This is a genomic window from Chitinophaga sp. CC14 (assembly GCF_048957795.1).
Taxonomy (GTDB): domain Bacteria; phylum Bacteroidota; class Bacteroidia; order Chitinophagales; family Chitinophagaceae; genus Chitinophaga; species Chitinophaga ginsengisegetis.
Genome location: NZ_JARBFY010000001.1, coordinates 1,480,323 through 1,496,334 on the forward strand (window position 1 = coordinate 1,480,323; position 16,012 = coordinate 1,496,334).

At 48.4% G+C, this 16,012-nt stretch carries 12 protein-coding genes; 7 read left to right on the forward strand and 5 right to left on the reverse strand.

The window, feature by feature from the left end; all coding sequences use genetic code 11:
* Nucleotides 1-4: 4 nt before the first annotated feature.
* Both PV783_RS06260 and eboC read left to right on the forward strand, forming a co-directional pair.
* On the forward strand, nucleotides 5-991 hold the full coding sequence (locus PV783_RS06260) for a TatD family hydrolase (RefSeq protein ID WP_089892383.1): 987 nt from the start codon (nucleotides 5-7) through the stop codon (nucleotides 989-991).
* A 54-nt stretch (nucleotides 992-1,045) separates the two neighbouring features.
* Complete coding sequence (eboC, locus tag PV783_RS06265) at nucleotides 1,046-1,966, forward strand: UbiA-like protein EboC (protein WP_420987432.1); 921 nt, start codon at nucleotides 1,046-1,048, stop codon at nucleotides 1,964-1,966.
* A gap of 42 nt (nucleotides 1,967-2,008) precedes the next feature.
* Here the strand turns inward: eboC and PV783_RS06270 are convergent, their stop codons facing one another.
* Nucleotides 2,009-2,647, reverse strand: a complete 639-nt coding sequence (locus PV783_RS06270; RefSeq protein ID WP_079469580.1) for a response regulator — start codon at nucleotides 2,645-2,647, stop codon at nucleotides 2,009-2,011.
* A 12-nt stretch (nucleotides 2,648-2,659) separates the two neighbouring features.
* Complete coding sequence (locus tag PV783_RS06275; protein WP_159454281.1) at nucleotides 2,660-4,648, reverse strand: tetratricopeptide repeat-containing sensor histidine kinase; 1,989 nt, start codon at nucleotides 4,646-4,648, stop codon at nucleotides 2,660-2,662.
* A gap of 535 nt (nucleotides 4,649-5,183) precedes the next feature.
* Between PV783_RS06275 and PV783_RS06280 the strand changes: the two genes are divergently transcribed.
* The 5 genes from PV783_RS06280 (at nucleotide 5,184) to PV783_RS06300 (ending at nucleotide 11,920) form a co-directional block, all read left to right on the forward strand.
* Nucleotides 5,184-6,338 (forward strand): 3-dehydroquinate synthase, encoded by a 1,155-nt coding sequence (locus tag PV783_RS06280; protein ID WP_111576883.1) that lies wholly within the window; start codon nucleotides 5,184-5,186, stop codon nucleotides 6,336-6,338.
* On the forward strand, nucleotides 6,338-7,549 hold the full coding sequence (eboE, locus tag PV783_RS06285) for a metabolite traffic protein EboE (protein ID WP_420987433.1): 1,212 nt from the start codon (nucleotides 6,338-6,340) through the stop codon (nucleotides 7,547-7,549). Before PV783_RS06280 ends, eboE begins: the two co-directional genes overlap by 1 nt.
* Before the next feature lie 119 nt (nucleotides 7,550-7,668).
* Entirely contained in the window at nucleotides 7,669-9,036 is a 1,368-nt protein-coding gene (locus PV783_RS06290; RefSeq protein ID WP_079469576.1) for an alkaline phosphatase family protein, read from the forward strand.
* 488 nt (nucleotides 9,037-9,524) lie between these two features.
* Nucleotides 9,525-10,862, forward strand: coding sequence for a Gfo/Idh/MocA family protein (locus tag PV783_RS06295; RefSeq protein ID WP_420987434.1), 1,338 nt, complete (start codon nucleotides 9,525-9,527; stop codon nucleotides 10,860-10,862).
* A 275-nt stretch (nucleotides 10,863-11,137) separates the two neighbouring features.
* On the forward strand, nucleotides 11,138-11,920 hold the full coding sequence (locus PV783_RS06300) for a sulfite exporter TauE/SafE family protein (protein WP_336387533.1): 783 nt from the start codon (nucleotides 11,138-11,140) through the stop codon (nucleotides 11,918-11,920).
* Here the strand turns inward: PV783_RS06300 and PV783_RS06305 are convergent, their stop codons facing one another.
* The 3 genes from PV783_RS06305 to PV783_RS06315 form a co-directional block, all read right to left on the reverse strand.
* Nucleotides 11,921-12,277 (reverse strand): MmcQ/YjbR family DNA-binding protein, encoded by a 357-nt coding sequence (locus PV783_RS06305; protein WP_079469573.1) that lies wholly within the window; start codon nucleotides 12,275-12,277, stop codon nucleotides 11,921-11,923.
* Between the two features lie 360 nt (nucleotides 12,278-12,637).
* Nucleotides 12,638-14,428: a DUF885 domain-containing protein gene (locus tag PV783_RS06310; protein WP_420987435.1), complete on the reverse strand. Its 1,791-nt coding sequence runs from the start codon at nucleotides 14,426-14,428 to the stop codon at nucleotides 12,638-12,640.
* 114 nt (nucleotides 14,429-14,542) lie between these two features.
* Complete coding sequence (locus PV783_RS06315; protein WP_420987436.1) at nucleotides 14,543-15,910, reverse strand: 3-keto-disaccharide hydrolase; 1,368 nt, start codon at nucleotides 15,908-15,910, stop codon at nucleotides 14,543-14,545.
* Nucleotides 15,911-16,012: the final 102 nt, after the last annotated feature.

Here is a 16,012-nt window from a genome sequence, read left to right on the forward strand (position 1 = left end):
AGATATGTGCGGAATCCACGATTTAACAGAGAAAGATCTCCAACCACTCACCTATAGCCCCGCTTATCTTAATAAAATAAAAGGCATGCGCTTCTTTGATCCGCATGTGCATATGACCGCCCGTACTACGGACGACTATCAGGCAATGGCCGATGCCGGCGTAGTGGCCATCATTGAACCGGCCTTCTGGCTGGGACAACCACGCACCGGCGTGGATACCTTCCGCGATTATTTCAGCAGCCTCCTGGGATGGGAGCGTTTCCGCGCTTCCCAGTTCGGCATCAAACACTATTGCACCATTGGCCTCAACTCAAAAGAAGCCAATAACGAAAAGCTCGCGGAAGCTGTAATGGAAATATTACCACAGTTTATTTATAAAGAAGGCGTGGTGGGCGTGGGCGAAATCGGTTTCGATGACCAGACCCCCCTCGAAGAAAAATATTACCGCGCCCAACTGGAACTGGCTAAAGAAGCCGGCCTACCCGTACAGATACATACCCCTCACCGCGATAAGAAAAAAGGAACCCAGCGCAGTATGGATATTGCCCTGGAACATGGTTTGGAGCCTCACATGATCATTGTAGACCATAATAACGAAGAAACAGTCAAAGAAGTGCTCGATCGTGGCTTCTGGGCTGCGTTTACCATCTATCCCTTCACTAAAATGGGGAATGAACGCATGGTAGCTGTAGTTAAGCAGTATGGAAGTGAACGTATTATGGTGAATTCCGCTGCCGACTGGGGTATCAGCGATCCCCTGGCCGTTCCGAAAACCGCCGCTTTAATGCACGAAAGTGGTATTGACTTGAATGATATTCATTTGGTAACTTACACCAATGCTGTAAAAGCCTTTGCGCAGAGCGGCCAGATTAATGAAGCAGATTTTGATGTAGCAGCAAATATTGATCAAAGTGAGAAATTTAACGGAAGCTCTATACTACGTGGAGGACAGCAGCCTCGAATTGATAAAAACACAACCATCATCCGGTAACGGCCTGACAGCTTCGTTTCTGCTGGCAATGAACCATGAAAACCTAATTACACGGTGAGTTATATTGTTAGCAAATTGATTGGATATCTACGCCTGATGCGGCCAGCCAATATCGTAACTGCAATAGCAGATATATTGGCTGGAGTTGCTATTTCGGCCTATTTTATAAATGTTACGTTCAGCACCCTTACACTGGATTTTACCCTTCCGGTAGTATGCCTTTGCCTCGCTACCATTGGCTTATATGGTGGTGGTGTGGTATTCAACGACGTATTTGATGCAGAACTGGATAGCACAGAACGCCCGGAAAGGCCGATCCCAAGCGGTACTATCTCAAAAACACAGGCCATCATCCTCGGTAGTTACCTGCTCCTGGTGGGTATCCTGGCTGCCTTTTCAGTAGGCCGGCTTACCGGTTATGCCGGCTGGCTCGCCATTGGCGTAGCCACCAGCGCACTTGTTTATAATAAGTGGGGAAAACATCATTCCTTCCTCGGCCCGCTCAACATGGGACTTTGCCGCGGGCTTAACCTCCTGTTAGGCATCAGTATCGTACCGGAAATGCTGGAAACATACTGGTGGATGGGATTCATCCCCATTATCTATATTGCTGCCGTTACCAACATCAGCAGGGGAGAAGTGCACGGCGGCAGCGTGAAAAGCCTGCGCCTTACCGCAGCATGTTATGCATTGGTATATATTACAATGGGGATACTTGCTTACCTGCATCATCACTTCTGGCTGGCGTTGCCTTTTATCGGGTTGTTTATTTTCATGATCAATGTGCCGCTTTTCAAAGCCATGAAAAACCCTTCAGGACCCAATATCGGAAAGGCGGTAAAAGGAGGAATCATCGCACTGATTGCCATGAATGCAGCCTGGGTAGCCGCTTTTGCTACCATCCCTTTCGCTATCGCAGTAATATTATTGTTACCGATATCACTGGTGCTGGGTAAAATATTTGCCGTTACCTGATCACTTTCACAGGTATCCGGCCACCGCGCCGGATACCTGCAGCTATTCCACTATTCCCCGCTTCATCGCTTCTTTCACCAGCCCGGCAGTATTTTTCACTGCAAGCTTCTGCGTAAGGTTTAACCGGTGCGTTTCCACGGTACGCAAACTGATAAACAACAGGTCCGCAATTTCCTGGTTGGAATACTCATCTGCAATCAGTTTCAGGATCTCCTTTTCCCTGCGTGTAAGCGGAATCTCGTAGCTGCTGCGCTTTTGGCCGGTAATCACTTCATTCACCAACTGGCGCCTGATAAGTTCGTCGAGGAACTGTTCGCCGGCATGCACCTGCTCTATCGCATGGATAAGCGTTTCGGGGTCGGTACCTTTCAACAGGTACCCGGCGGCGCCGTTACGCAGCATCTGCCTGATATAATGCGTTTCCATAAAACTGCTGATCGCAATTACTTTTACAGACGGATGCTTTTTCTTCACCTGCCTGCAAAGCTCAATGCCATCAATTTCAGGCATCTGGATGTCCAGCAGCAATACATCCGGTTGTATGGCAGGCAAAGCCGCCATGAGCGCACCCGCCCGGTTGCTTTCATAAACAACGGAAATATGCGGATAAGGCGCCAGCATCGCTTTGATGCCGCTGATCACCAGCAGGTGATCGTCTGTTATAGCCAGTTTGATACTCATGTGCTGTTAAAATTAAAACGATGGCTGTACTTCCATCAGCTGCATAATGGCAATATTAAATTCAATATATGCCGTAGTGCCGCAACCCGGTATAGCCGTGAGCGTTAGATGTCCGTTTAATGATTTGATCCGCGTATGAAGATTCTTTAACCCCATACCGGTAGTGCTTTTCGTTATATTTTCAAAGCCAACGCCATTATCCTCTACGGTAATGGTAAGCAGTTGATCGTGTTGTGTAAGCTGTACCAGCGCTTCGGTGGCATGTGCATGTTTGATGATGTTATTGATCAGCTCCTGCACAATCCGGTACACCGATAATTCAAAATTGCTTTTGAACCGCTGCATATCGCCGGAGGTATAAAAGGTAATCTGTAACTCACGGGAGTGACTCACGTTATTGCAGAATAATTCCAGCGCGCCCGCAAGCCCCATCCTGGAAAGGATTTCAGGCATCAGGTTATGCGCTGTTTTACGTACTTCCCCGATGGCGTCGTCCAGCATACTGAGTGCATGGTTAAATCCTTTGTCCTGCTGCAGGAAAGTACGCTCATATTTGAGCGCCCAGAAATGCATCTTCACCGCAGACAACAGCCCGCCAACACCGTCGTGCAGGTCTTTCGACAACCGCGTGCGCTCTTTCTCCTCGCCCTGCATCATGGCTTCCAGCACCTGTACGGTTTTTTCTACTTCCAGGGTTTGGAGTTGCTGCTTTTGTAAACGGTGCCGGTGCAGTAATTTCTGCCATACCAGGAAAGACACTACCAGGATCAGCACCACGCCGGTGAAGATGAACCCAATCCACCTGTTCTTCCGCTGCAGCAGCAGGTCTTTCTGTATCAGCTGTAATTTTTTCTCCGCCAGATCCCTGTCTTTTTTCTCAGACTGGTACTGCATTTCCAGCTGCTGCACATTTAGCCGGGTGGCGTTTCCTACCAGCGAATCATTCAGTTGCTCATAGGCTTTACGCAGCTGAAAAGCCCGCTGGTAATGATTTTGTGCAGCCTCATTGTCGGATGCGGCGAGGTAGGCCCGCCTTAGTTCATCGCCTGCATAATATTGCCTGGCCAGGGTAATTGTTTTACGGAGATAGATATCGGCAGCGAGGTGTTTCCCGCTCCGGTAAAGGGCATTGGCATACCCCATGTATAGTTGCATCCGGTTTTCAAGTCCCGGGTCATCGGTGGAAATAAGCAGGGCTTTTTCGTAGGTCCGTAAGGATTGTTCATGTTGCGAAAGATCGGTGTACACCCGGCCTGTGGCGGTAAGTGCGTTCAGCACCAGTAACTGGTCGCCCGCTTTTTTACCAAGCTCCAGCGCCCGGCTGAAATACCCGCTGGCAGCGGTGTAGTTGCCCTCCCTGCTTTTACTTTCTCCCATATTGAGCAGGGCCGATGCCATGCGTGAGTTACTCCCCAGTTTGCGCCCATGATCATAAGCCTGGGCCGCATAGTTAAATCCCTTCTTAAAATCTCCCAGGGAAATAAAAACATCCGATAAATAATTATTGATCATGCCTGTGCTGGCGCTGTCTTTCGCGGCATCGGCCAGTTTCAGCGCTTCCAGGTAGGCGGCTGCGGCAGCAGGGAAGTTCGCCATCTGCTGGTATTCCATCCCGCAATAGCTGATGGCCCTCACCTGGTTAAGGGTATCTTTCAGCGACGCATAAATGATCACCGCCTGCTTCAGCATGAACAGCGACTGCAAATACTGCCCCCGCATATCCTGGATGTACATATAGTAACAGGCAAAGTCGGCCACCCCTTTGTGATAACCCAGTTGCCTGCTGATCCGTAAGGCACGCATGAAAACGGCAGCCGACTTATCAAGCTGGTAAGGAAAAAGCCGGCAGCCATATTCAATGAGCGCCTGTACCTGCTGTGTATCCTCAGGTTGCCGGTTAATTGCTTGCAAAACACTATCAGCCGCAGAAGCCGGTGCTGCCAGTGAAATCCCATTGCTGCCTATCGAAATACAACAAACTAAAAGTAATATTCTCAGCATCTTTGATACACTTTTAAAAACCGGAAACGCCATCGCCCGCCATCGCAGCGCGTTGACAAATGCTCAGTATGCAACAAAAGATGTGAAATACAACCGATGTTACAGGGTTAACAACATGGGCGTCCCATGTTTCTTTTTTGGTCAAACAATTTAATTCTCAGACTGTGAAACCGTCGTTCATTTCTACAGCGGCATAAAGTTCTGTATTTCTGTTTTAATACGCAACAGCGTATGGGATGAACGGAAGCAGGAGCGGATCAGGATAAGGAGGAAAGTACGCAGAGTGCCTGCTGGTAAGGGATTTGCAGATGGTTTGAACACATCAGTAGAACTACGCAATTTATAAAATAATGGTTTATACCGTAGCTTAAACCCTTTAAAACAGATTTCTTTGCATACCGATAAATTGATTCTACAGACTAACCCCAAAAAAACAGGCTCCGTTCCCGGGGCCTTTTTCTTTGTAAAAAATCACGTTTTTCTATGTACTTTTAAAGGCTATAGTTTTTTTTAGTCAGATGATGCGGATTTAGCCATGGAATATATTCAACAAAACTTCGATGTCAACTTCTCTTACGGTGTTTTCTTTAGCAGTCATTTATTCGATCCTGCCAACACCTGTTTAGCTACCTTCCTGGAATCAAAAGCAGAGAGTGCATACGTTAAGAAATTACTCGTGATCCTGGATGGGGGCGTAGCAACGCACCACCCGGAACTAACCCAACAGATCAATCGCTATTTTCAGCAGGTACGCGGCTTTCAGCTGGCGCCTGAAATTATCACCATCGCCGGGGGCGAAGCGGTAAAAAATGATCTGCCCCTGCTTTTCAGCCTGGTGGATGCCATTGATAAGTATGGCATCGACCGCCATTCCTATGTGATAGGCATTGGCGGAGGCTCCCTGCTCGATCTGGTAGGATTTGCTGCCGCTATCTCACACCGCGGCGTGAAACATATCAGGATCCCTACTACCGTGCTGTCGCAAAACGATTCCGGCGTAGGCGTGAAAAACGGCGTAAACTATAAGGGGAAGAAAAATTTCCTCGGTTCCTTTGCGCCACCTGCGGCTGTTTTCAACGACCCGGTATTTTTAACCACCCTCGACCCGCGCGACTGGCGCTCCGGTATGGTGGAAGCCGTGAAAGTAGCCCTTATTAAAGACGCCGCTTTCTTTAACCGCATTGAACAGGACGCCGTGGCATTAACCGCCGGCGACATGGCCGCTATGCACTACCTGATTTACCGCTGCGCAGAACTGCATGTCCGGCATATCGGCGGCGCCGGTGATCCGTTTGAAAGCGGCTCCTCCCGTCCGCTTGACTTTGGCCACTGGAGCGCGCATAAACTGGAGCAACTCACCAACTTTGAATTACGTCACGGAGAAGCCGTGTCTATCGGTATTGCGGTAGATAGCGTATATTCGTTCCTGTTAGGATGGCTTCCGGAAACAGATATGCACCGCATTCTTACCGTATTAAAAAATATGAAACTGCCGGTGTGGCATCCTTTGCTGGAAATGCAGGATGGTAAGCCTTCCCCGGTGGTAGTGGGACTGGAAGAATTCCGTGAACATCTTGGCGGCCGCTTAACAATTTCCCTGCTGCGCGCAGTAGGAAAAGGAGAAGAAGTGCATGAAATGGACCTTAACTTATTATATAAAGCAGTAGATATCTGCAAAAATAATCAGTAATGAAAACAGCTGCAGGACATCTTACCTACTGCACAAATATTCATCCCGGCGAAAACTGGGATGATCACTTTGCGCAACTTAAAAAGTTTATACCTGCCATTAAACAACAGGTATCGCCGGATAAACCTTTTGGAATAGGACTACGGCTGGCCAACACCGCCAGCCTGGAACTGAGCAAGGAAGCGCCTTTGAAGGCGTTTCAGCAGTGGCTCAAAGAAGAGGATTGCTACGTGTTTACGATGAATGGTTTTCCTTACGGCGGCTTTCATAACGTAGTGGTAAAAGACCAGGTACATGCACCCGACTGGACCAGCGCCGACCGGGTGGCTTATACCATCCGCCTGTTCAGGATCCTGGCGGCCTTGCTGCCGGAAGGTATGGAAGGAGGTATTTCCACCAATCCGCTCGGATATAAGCACTGGTGCAACCGTTGCGAAGAAGACAAAAATTCTTACACAGAAAGCGCCACGCTGAATATGCTGCTGGTGCTGGAACAACTGGTGCGCACACACCGCAGCGGCGGTCCTTTGATGCACCTCGATATTGAGCCGGAACCCGATGGCATGATGGAAAATACCAGCGAATATATCAACTGGTATTTCGAAAATTTACTGCCTGCCGGTATCCCGTTTATCAAAGAGAAATTTAATATTGAAGATGACCAGGCAGCAGCCGACATCATCAAAACACATATTCAGCTGTGTTACGACGTTTGCCATTTTGCACTGGTATACGAAGCGCCACATCGTGTGATAGAACGTATGCAGCATCATGGATTGAAGATCGGTAAATTGCAGATCAGCGCCGCGCTGAAAGCAGACATGCCGGCGGATACCAGCGCACGCAAGGAAGTAACGGACGCCTTCCGTAAATTCAATGAGCCGGTATACCTGCACCAGGTGATCGCCAAACGAATGGACGGCGCCTTTATTCACTATCCCGACCTGCCCGAAGCGCTGGCAGATGAAAACAATCCGGCCGTTACAGAGTGGCGCTCACATTTTCATGTACCCGTGTTCCTGGATAAATTCGGTGTACTGCAATCCACACAGGAAGACATAAAACAAGTACTGGCCATACAACGTGAGCACCCTTTTACACAGCACATGGAGGCGGAAACATACACCTGGGACGTATTACCACCCGCCCTGAAACAGGAGATGTCTTTATCCGTTTCCCGTGAACTGAACTGGATCAGGGAGCAGCTATAAGTTATCTTTGCTGCATGCCGCTCCCGGTTATCCGGGTAAACGCCGGTAAGGCGCCCAATCTTGGAATTGTGCGCCCGGTATTATAGCTTTATGCCGGAATTGTAACGGCGATTGAATATATGAGAAAGACAGTAGTAATCGATGTAGTAGGGCTCTCCTCTTCTTTGCTGGAGTACCTGCCTTTTTTAAAGGCTTATACACAACAGCGGCACCTGGCCACCGTAATGCCTATGTTACCTGCGGTGACTACGGCTGTACAGAGCACGTACCTTACCGGCGAATGGCCCAGTGAGCATGGAATAGTAGGCAATGGCTGGTACGACAGAACCGATGCGGAAGTTAAATTCTGGAAACAATCCAATAAACTGGTGGATGCCCCAAAAATATGGGACCGCGCCAGGAAACTGGATCCGTCCTTTACCTGCTCGCAGATGTGCTGGTGGTACAACATGTACGCTAATGTGGATTACTCGCTTACTCCCCGTCCCAACTATCTTTCCGATGGCCGTAAAGTGCCTGATTGCTACACTTCTCCATCTACACTCCGGGATTATCTCACCGAACAACTTGGCAGGTTTCCCCTGTTTAATTACTGGGGCCCAACGGCCAGCATAAAGTCGAGCCAATGGATCGCCGACGCGTCTATCCTCACCGATAAACTATACGATCCTACCCTTACGTTTATTTACCTTCCTCACCTCGATTACTGCCTGCAGAAATTTGGACAGGACCCGGTAAAAAATGCAAAGGAACTGGCCGAAATAGATGCAGTATGCAAACAGCTGATCACTTACTATCAACAAAAGAACTGCGATCCCATTGTATTATCGGAATATGGTATCACCAATGTGAATAACCCCGTGCATCTCAACAGGATCCTGCGGGCAGAAGGGCTGCTGGCCCTGCGTGTGGAAAATGGACTGGAACTGCTGGATGCAGGCGCCTCCAAAGCTTTCGCCGTAGCAGATCACCAGATCGCGCATATCTATATCAACGATCCCTCCTGTTATAAAAAAGTACGCTCCATCCTGGAAAAGGTGCCTGGTGTACAACTGGTGCTGGACAGGGAAGGCAAACGTGAACATCATCTTCATCACAGCCGCAGCGGTGATCTCATTGCTGTAGCCGACGCCAACAGCTGGTTCACCTACTACTACTGGATGGATGATAACAAAGCCCCTGATTTCGCCAGAATCGTAGATATCTTCCGCAAACCGGGTTATGATCCCGTGGAGATGTTCATGAACCCCGCTGATCCGCTTATTAAGCTGAAAGCGGCAGGAAAATTGCTCAAAAAGAAACTGGGTTTCCGCTACCTGATGAACGTCATCCCCCTCGATGCCACCCTCATCAAAGGTTCTCACGGCAGGATTGAAGAAAACCCCGCCTATCACCCGGTGGTGATCAGTTCTCAGCCCGCTCCGCAGCCGCAATTACAGGCAACGGACGTATACGGGGTCATCTGGAACCAGCTGACAGGGGAGTAATCCTTTCATAGGGATAACTTCCTGGCAAGCATCCGGCATCTTCTGAAGCGGGATAACGGGTAAATCTCAAACATTCCGGGACATCCGGAACCAGTTGACAGGTGAATATTCCCTCCGTTGGAATAACTTCTTCACAGTCACTGAGTTACGACTACCGGAGTAGTATAAGTAGCCCGGAAAAAGTGCCTGTAACCCCATGATCAACAATCAGTTACCGATCAAGTCCACGTCCCCTCCACGTCAACTCCACCTTTAGTCCATGTCAAAGGCAAGTGTACTGTATGTGCTAAGTAACCGCTAAGCATGTGCTAAGTATGCCCGCAGCGATGCTAATTCATCTCCATTTTATAATCCACAATATGATTGTCCGCCCCTCCCCACCTCCAATCCTAACCGCACCGCCTCCTCTCATCAAAAAAACTACCTATCACTGATTTATTTTTCTACATTCATGCAACCGATTGAAACGAATAAATAATATCACCGTTATGGAAAGAAGAGATTTTCTCAAAACCGGTAGCATGGCCGGATTGGGAGCCGGATTAACGATCCTGAATTTCCCCGTATTCGGGAAAAATGCCCCCAGCAACAAATTGGTACTGGGAGTAATGGGCGTTAACTCCAGGGGCAACTGGCTGGCACAGTGTGCAGCAAAGCTACCCGGAGCTGAAATAGGCTACGTTTGCGATGTGGAAGACGGCGCCATCGCCAAAGGGCTTAAAGCCATTGCCGGAGCGCAAAACCGCAAACCGGAAGTAATTAAAGACATCCGGAAGTTACTGGAACGGAAAGATTTTGATGCGCTCATCGTAGCAACCCCGGACCATTGGCACGCTCCTGCGGCCATTATGGCCACAGCTGCGGGTAAGCACGTGTATGTGGAAAAACCCTGCGCCCACAATCCGGGTGAAGGCGAAATCCTGCTGGCAGCGGCAAAAAAACACAACCGCCTGGTGCAAATGGGAAACCAGCGCCGTTCCTGGCCTAACCTCCAGCAGGCAGTGAAAGAAGTAAAAGAACAAAACGTATTGGGTAAAGTGTATTATGGCCGCGGATGGTACGTGAACAACCGCGAACCAATCGGTATAGGGAAAAAGATCCCGGTGCCGGCTACGCTCGACTGGGACCTGTGGCAGGGCCCTGCTCCCCGCCGCGACTACCTCGATAACATTGTTCACTACAACTGGCACTGGCGCTGGAACTGGGGTACTTCCGAAACCTGCAACAATGCTACCCATGAACTGGATTGTCTCCGCTGGTTTATGGATGTGGAATTCCCTACCAAAGTAACTTCTGCCGGTGGGCGCTATGCCTATCCTAAAGACGATTGGGAAACACCAGACACACAAACCCTGAACTTCGAGTTTGAAGGCAACAAGGCCATTGCCTGGGAAGGCCGCAGCTGCAGCCCCTTCAACCTGGAAGGCAGTGGCCGCGGATTTACCCTGTTCGGCGAAAACGGAAGCCTGTACAACTCCGGCGGCGACAGCTACAAACTGATCGATACAAAAGGTAAAGTGATCAAGGAAGTAAAACAGGCCGCTAATCCTAATCAGAGTGTAACCAACACCGTTAGTCCTGCCGGTGAGTTTTATGATGCCGTGCATATCAACAACTTCCTGGAAAGTATCCGCGGCAACGCCAAACTCAACTCCGAAATCAATACCGGCTACCGCAGCACACTGCTTTGCCTGTTGGGCAACATCGCGCAACGTACCGGCCGTATCCTTCATACCGATCCTTCCAATGGTCATATCCTCAACGATAAGGAAGCCATGAAAATGTGGGAAAGGGAATATGAAAAAGGCTGGACACCGAAAGCATAAATAAGTAAAACGGATTCTGAGTAATAGCTCTCAAAAAAGCATAATTTCTTAAGAAAATTATGTTGACTATTACTCAGAATTCCTATCTTTACAAAGTTATAAACCCTTTCTCCTATTGGGTTTATAGGCTAACAATAAATATAATATCTTGTTATCCCCCATAACTTTTAGTTATCGTAGTAATTAATGACGATCCCCTACTTTTGAGCTACCTGTAATTTTTATAACCAACCACACCAACCACGAAGTTGCGCGTTCCCGGAGGAATGATTTGAATGGAATTTTTACAACAATCTCAATACCTGTCAGTATTGCTGATAGGACTCGTAGTAGGCTATTTGTCCGGTTTATTAGGAAAAGGGGGCAGTGCCATCAGCACACCGGCCCTGCAGATCTTTGCCGGCGTAAATCCTTTTTTCGCACTGGCGTCGCCGTTACCGGCATCAATCACCAGCACATTATCTGCCACGGCAGTGTATAGCAAAGAGAAGCTGTTTAACAAACGGGTAATCCTGCTGGGAGCTGCTTTTGGCGTTCCGGCCACCGTTATTGGTTCGTGGCTCAGCAGCTACTTACCAGGCAAAACGCTGATGATCATGACTGCCCTCTTTATCATGGCCACGGGCATGTCGCTCATGTATTCCTTTATGCGCAGGAAATCGACCAGTGAATCAACAGTAATAAGTGAAGATGTTCCGGCAGGTAAGTTAGTGGTAGCCGCTTTATTTATTGGGTTCTTATCCGGATTATTGGCAAATGCGGGTGGTATCCTGTTTAGTTCCTTCTTTATAAAAAAATTAAAAATGCCCATAAAACAGGCGCTTGCCTGTGCAGTAGTGTTATCGGCTATTTTATCCATACCCGGCGCTTTAACGCACTGGTGGCTGGGTCACATAGATTGGAATATCGCGCTGCTGCTGTCGCTCACCGCATTCCCTGCTTCCTGGCTGGGAGCTAAAACAGCGGTGAAAATGAAAACTCCTGCCCTCGAAAAATTATTTGCACTTACCCTTATCGTATTTGGGGTATACGATATCTTCTTTACTATCTGGAAATAATCAGGCATGCGCCTTCATCTTATGGATGGCTTCCTGCTCAAATGGCGGCAGGGAGCTTACTATAATTTCATAGGCATTCTGCAGGAATGTTTCCAGTTCGGTCGTCGGCAGCATATCCTCCTGTTTCAGCTGTACCCAGTGATACCGCGCCAGGTGAGGAGCCGGTACAATACCAGGTCTTGAAATCAGTTGGTGAAACTGCGATTGACTGCACTTAAAGGATACCCGGTGAGGCGGATCCAGGGATATCATGCAGAATAGCTTTTCGCCTACATAAAAGCGCAACTCATTGTCCCACTTTTGTTCAGTGATGACAGCCGGAAGTGACCGGCACAGATCAAGGGTATGATCAAACATAGCAGCAGGTTTTAAAAGAATATTATTTAGGGCCGTTTTTTTAGGACGACTTGTGTCAATAGTTTACATGCACAGACTAACATATTAAAATATGAAGTATGTGTGGTTAACGTAAATCTAAGCTGTAAATAGTGAATGAAACTGCCCTATAAAAATAGGAAATAAAACCCAATCATGAATGTTAAAATGAATTTTCCTTCCGGTGGGAAAATTTTTCATCCCGGACCAGGGCGTATTTCAGGGAAATGTAGCTTTTTTTATTAATCGAAATTTAATCCCTGGCGCCCCAAAAAAGTTTCGGCTTGTATTACCACCCGGAAGGGGTAATACAAGCCGAAAGTCAAACGGGACAAGGCATTGCTAGGGTTGAGCTGCTGCCCAGCGCGACATTTTTTGCTCCAGTACCGACAACGGCACACAGCCGTCTTTCAGCAACTCATCATGAAAAGATGATAAGCTGAACCGGCTGCCGAGCGACTTGGTATACTGGTTCCGCAATCCGCGGATCTTCAGTTCCCCGATCTTATAGGAAAGCGCCTGGCCGGGAATGGCCATGTAGCGCTCAATTTCAGCGGTGGCTTCCTGCGTGGATACCGGCTCGTTGTCCATCATGTATTTGATGGCCTGCTCACGGGTCCAGCCTTTGGTGTGCATACCAACATCCACGACTAAACGAATAGCGCGGTGTATTTCATCCGTTAAGCGTCCAAAGTACATGTAAGGATCGGTGTATAATCCCAGCTCTTTTCCTAAACTTTCGCAATATAGGGCGTAGCCTTCGCCATAGGCGCCAATCCACGAGAAGCGGCGGAACTTAGGCAGGGAGTCGTTTTCCTGTTGCAGGGAAATCTGGAAGTGGTGACCGGGAATAGCCTCGTGTAAAAACAGGCATTCCATACCGGTATACGAAAAGCTGGTGGCATCAAGGATAGGCACGTAAAATACGCCCGGCCGGGTACCGTCTGCGCTGCCCTGCATATATTCTGCAGATGCGGAAGCTGCCCGGTATGCTTCGGTTTGGCGGATTTCAAATTTTGTTTTGGGAAGATGACCGTACATCTTTTTTACTCCCGGCATGATCTTGTCCTCGATGGCTTTGAAAGAATCCAGGATAGCGGCAGGCGTTTTAAAGATGCGTAGTTTCTTATCCGTACGTACCGACGCAAAGAAGGCCGGAAGATCGCCTTTGAAACCGGTGCTGTTCTTCACATCTTCCATTTCACCGCGGATCCGGGCCACTTCTTTTTCTCCCAAAGCAAAAATTTCTTCAGGAGTAAGATCGGTGGTGGTCCAGCTTTTTATCAGGAAAGCATAAAACGCCTTACCATCCGGAATAGCGCCAATACCGCTGCTGGTGCGGGCTTTAGGCAGGTATTCCTTTTGCATGAAGTCGCGCAGCTTTGCAAATGAAGGCAGGATATAGGTTTCAATAGCCGCCGTATAATCTTTTACCAGGCCCGCTTTGGTAGCGGCATCCAGCGAATCGGGGATCGTTTTCAGCGGCGCATAGAATACGTTGTTGGCAGTATCTTTTTTGGCCAGGTCTGTTACCTGCGGAATCACTTTCACTACCAGGCTTTGCGGCAATACGTAGCCGGTAGCCATGCCCCTGCGCATATTGGCAATGGCCGTGTCGGTCCAGATGGCAAAGCGCTCCATACGATGCATGAAGTTCTGATAGTCCTTTACCGTTTTAAATGGCTGGGCAGAAGAACCGGAACCCAGTTGCGCCAGTGTGAGCGGCAGGCAGGTGAACTGCTGCACAGGCATCAGGTTATCGTGAAAGGTGAGTCCTTCCCGGTTGATGCTGAATTCCCGTTGCAACATGTCGTAGGTAATACGGTCGTTGCCGGAAAGTGCCGCCGTATCAATACCCTTAATGGCCTGCTGGTAGCTGGCATAGAAAGAATCGGCCTTTGCGCGGTAGCTGTCACTGATGTCTATCGGCAACTGGTCGTTATATTGGTTCTCCCCGTTCTGGGTGGCCTGTAGCGGGTTCAGGGCCATGCTTTCGTTGTAGTACCGGGTGGCCAGGTTACGCAGGGAATCCTGCGTGGCCTGCGGGTTACTATGACTGCCAGGTTGCTGACAAGCCCCCGCCAGTAAAGCGCCCGACAGGAGGAGGTAGCCTTTTCGTTGTAACATTTTCATATAAATGGGTTGTGAACAGGTAGTAATTTACCGTTTTATCCAAGAAAAAAAGCATTCCGAAGAATCGGAATGCTTATTTAGAACAGTGAACAATGAAAAAAAAGATAAAAAATATTATTTAAGAATTTTTATTCGAATGCTTTTGAAAGAAACCTCATTACCATGATCCTGTAAAAGGATGTGCCCTTCGGGCCACAGACCAAAATTCTTCCAGTTTTTATACTTGCTGATGGCTACCAGATCCTTGAAAGCCTGGGAGCCACGCTCATATTCCAACACTTTAAATCCATTTAACCAGTGTTCTACGTGATTATTTGGATACACAATAATACGACCTTTGTTCCATTCTCCAATAGGGTTGATGGCACGTTTTTCCTGTTTTCTTGTCATGAGGTCGTAAAGACTTGCTAAAGTGCGGTTTCCATCGCGTCCTAACTTGGCATCCGGGTGCTTTTCGTCGTCGAGTACCTGGTATTCCAGCCCGATAGCCGACTTGCCACCTGTTTCATAGGATTCGCTCACGAAGTATTTTACCCCGCTATTGGCTCCTGGCGTTAGTTTGAAGCTAAATTCCAGCTCAAAAGCGCCGTATTGTTTTTCTGTAACAATGTCGCCGCCGCTGCCTTCTTCATCTCCGTTGGAATGACCAATCATAAGCACTCCATTCTGCATGGTCCAGCCGGCGGTAGGGAAGTTCTTCTTATACACGCCCCTCCAGCCTTTGCTGGTTTTTCCGTCCCATAACAGCGTGTAGCCGTTTTTCTTTTCCTGGCCGGAAATAGTGTTATCCACATTATTAACAACGTAGATGTTGTCGTAAGGGGAGTACTGGGAGGCAGCCGGGTTTTCTATCAGCCGGACATTTTTCCAGTAGATATTTTTGTTGTCGTCTGCTGCATTTTTGCCGATGCTATGCACCTGTAAAGCGATAAAACCCTTTGGCAGCGCGGTATCTATCAGGTGGGCAGTAGGTACGCCATTTACCCAGGTACGCATTTCGTTGCCCCGGCACTCAATACGGTATTTGTTCCAGCCGTCTTTTTTGAAGGCATTCTGACCGGCAGGGTTCAGTTCCATAGGGTACTGCCAGCCTCTGCGGCCTTCTTCATAAATACCACCGCTCCATTTACGGTCAGACGGGTCAATTTCCATCTGGTAGCCAAATACACGGCCATTCTGGTAGTCGGCGCGGCTTTGGCTGCGGAACTGGATGCCGGAATTGAATTCCTTGCCCAGCTTGAATTCCAGCTCCAGAATAAAGTCGCCGTACTCTTTTTCAGTAGCGAGGAAAGAGTTTGGCGTATTCATCACCGTGGTACCCACAATTTCGCCGTTCTGCACATTATATTTTGCTTCACCCCCGAGTTGCTTCCAGCCTTTCAGATCTTTACCGTTGAAAAGTTGCTGCCATTGGGCTTTCTGGGCGAAAAGGCTACCGTACATACACAGCAGGGAGCCAAATAAAAGGATCGTCTTTTTCATAACTTAAACGGAATAAGGTGACCAAAATAAACAATGAAAATGATTTTTACAACCGATTGCAAAAGATTAATCTTATTTTTTATTTTTTAATCACATGATAAT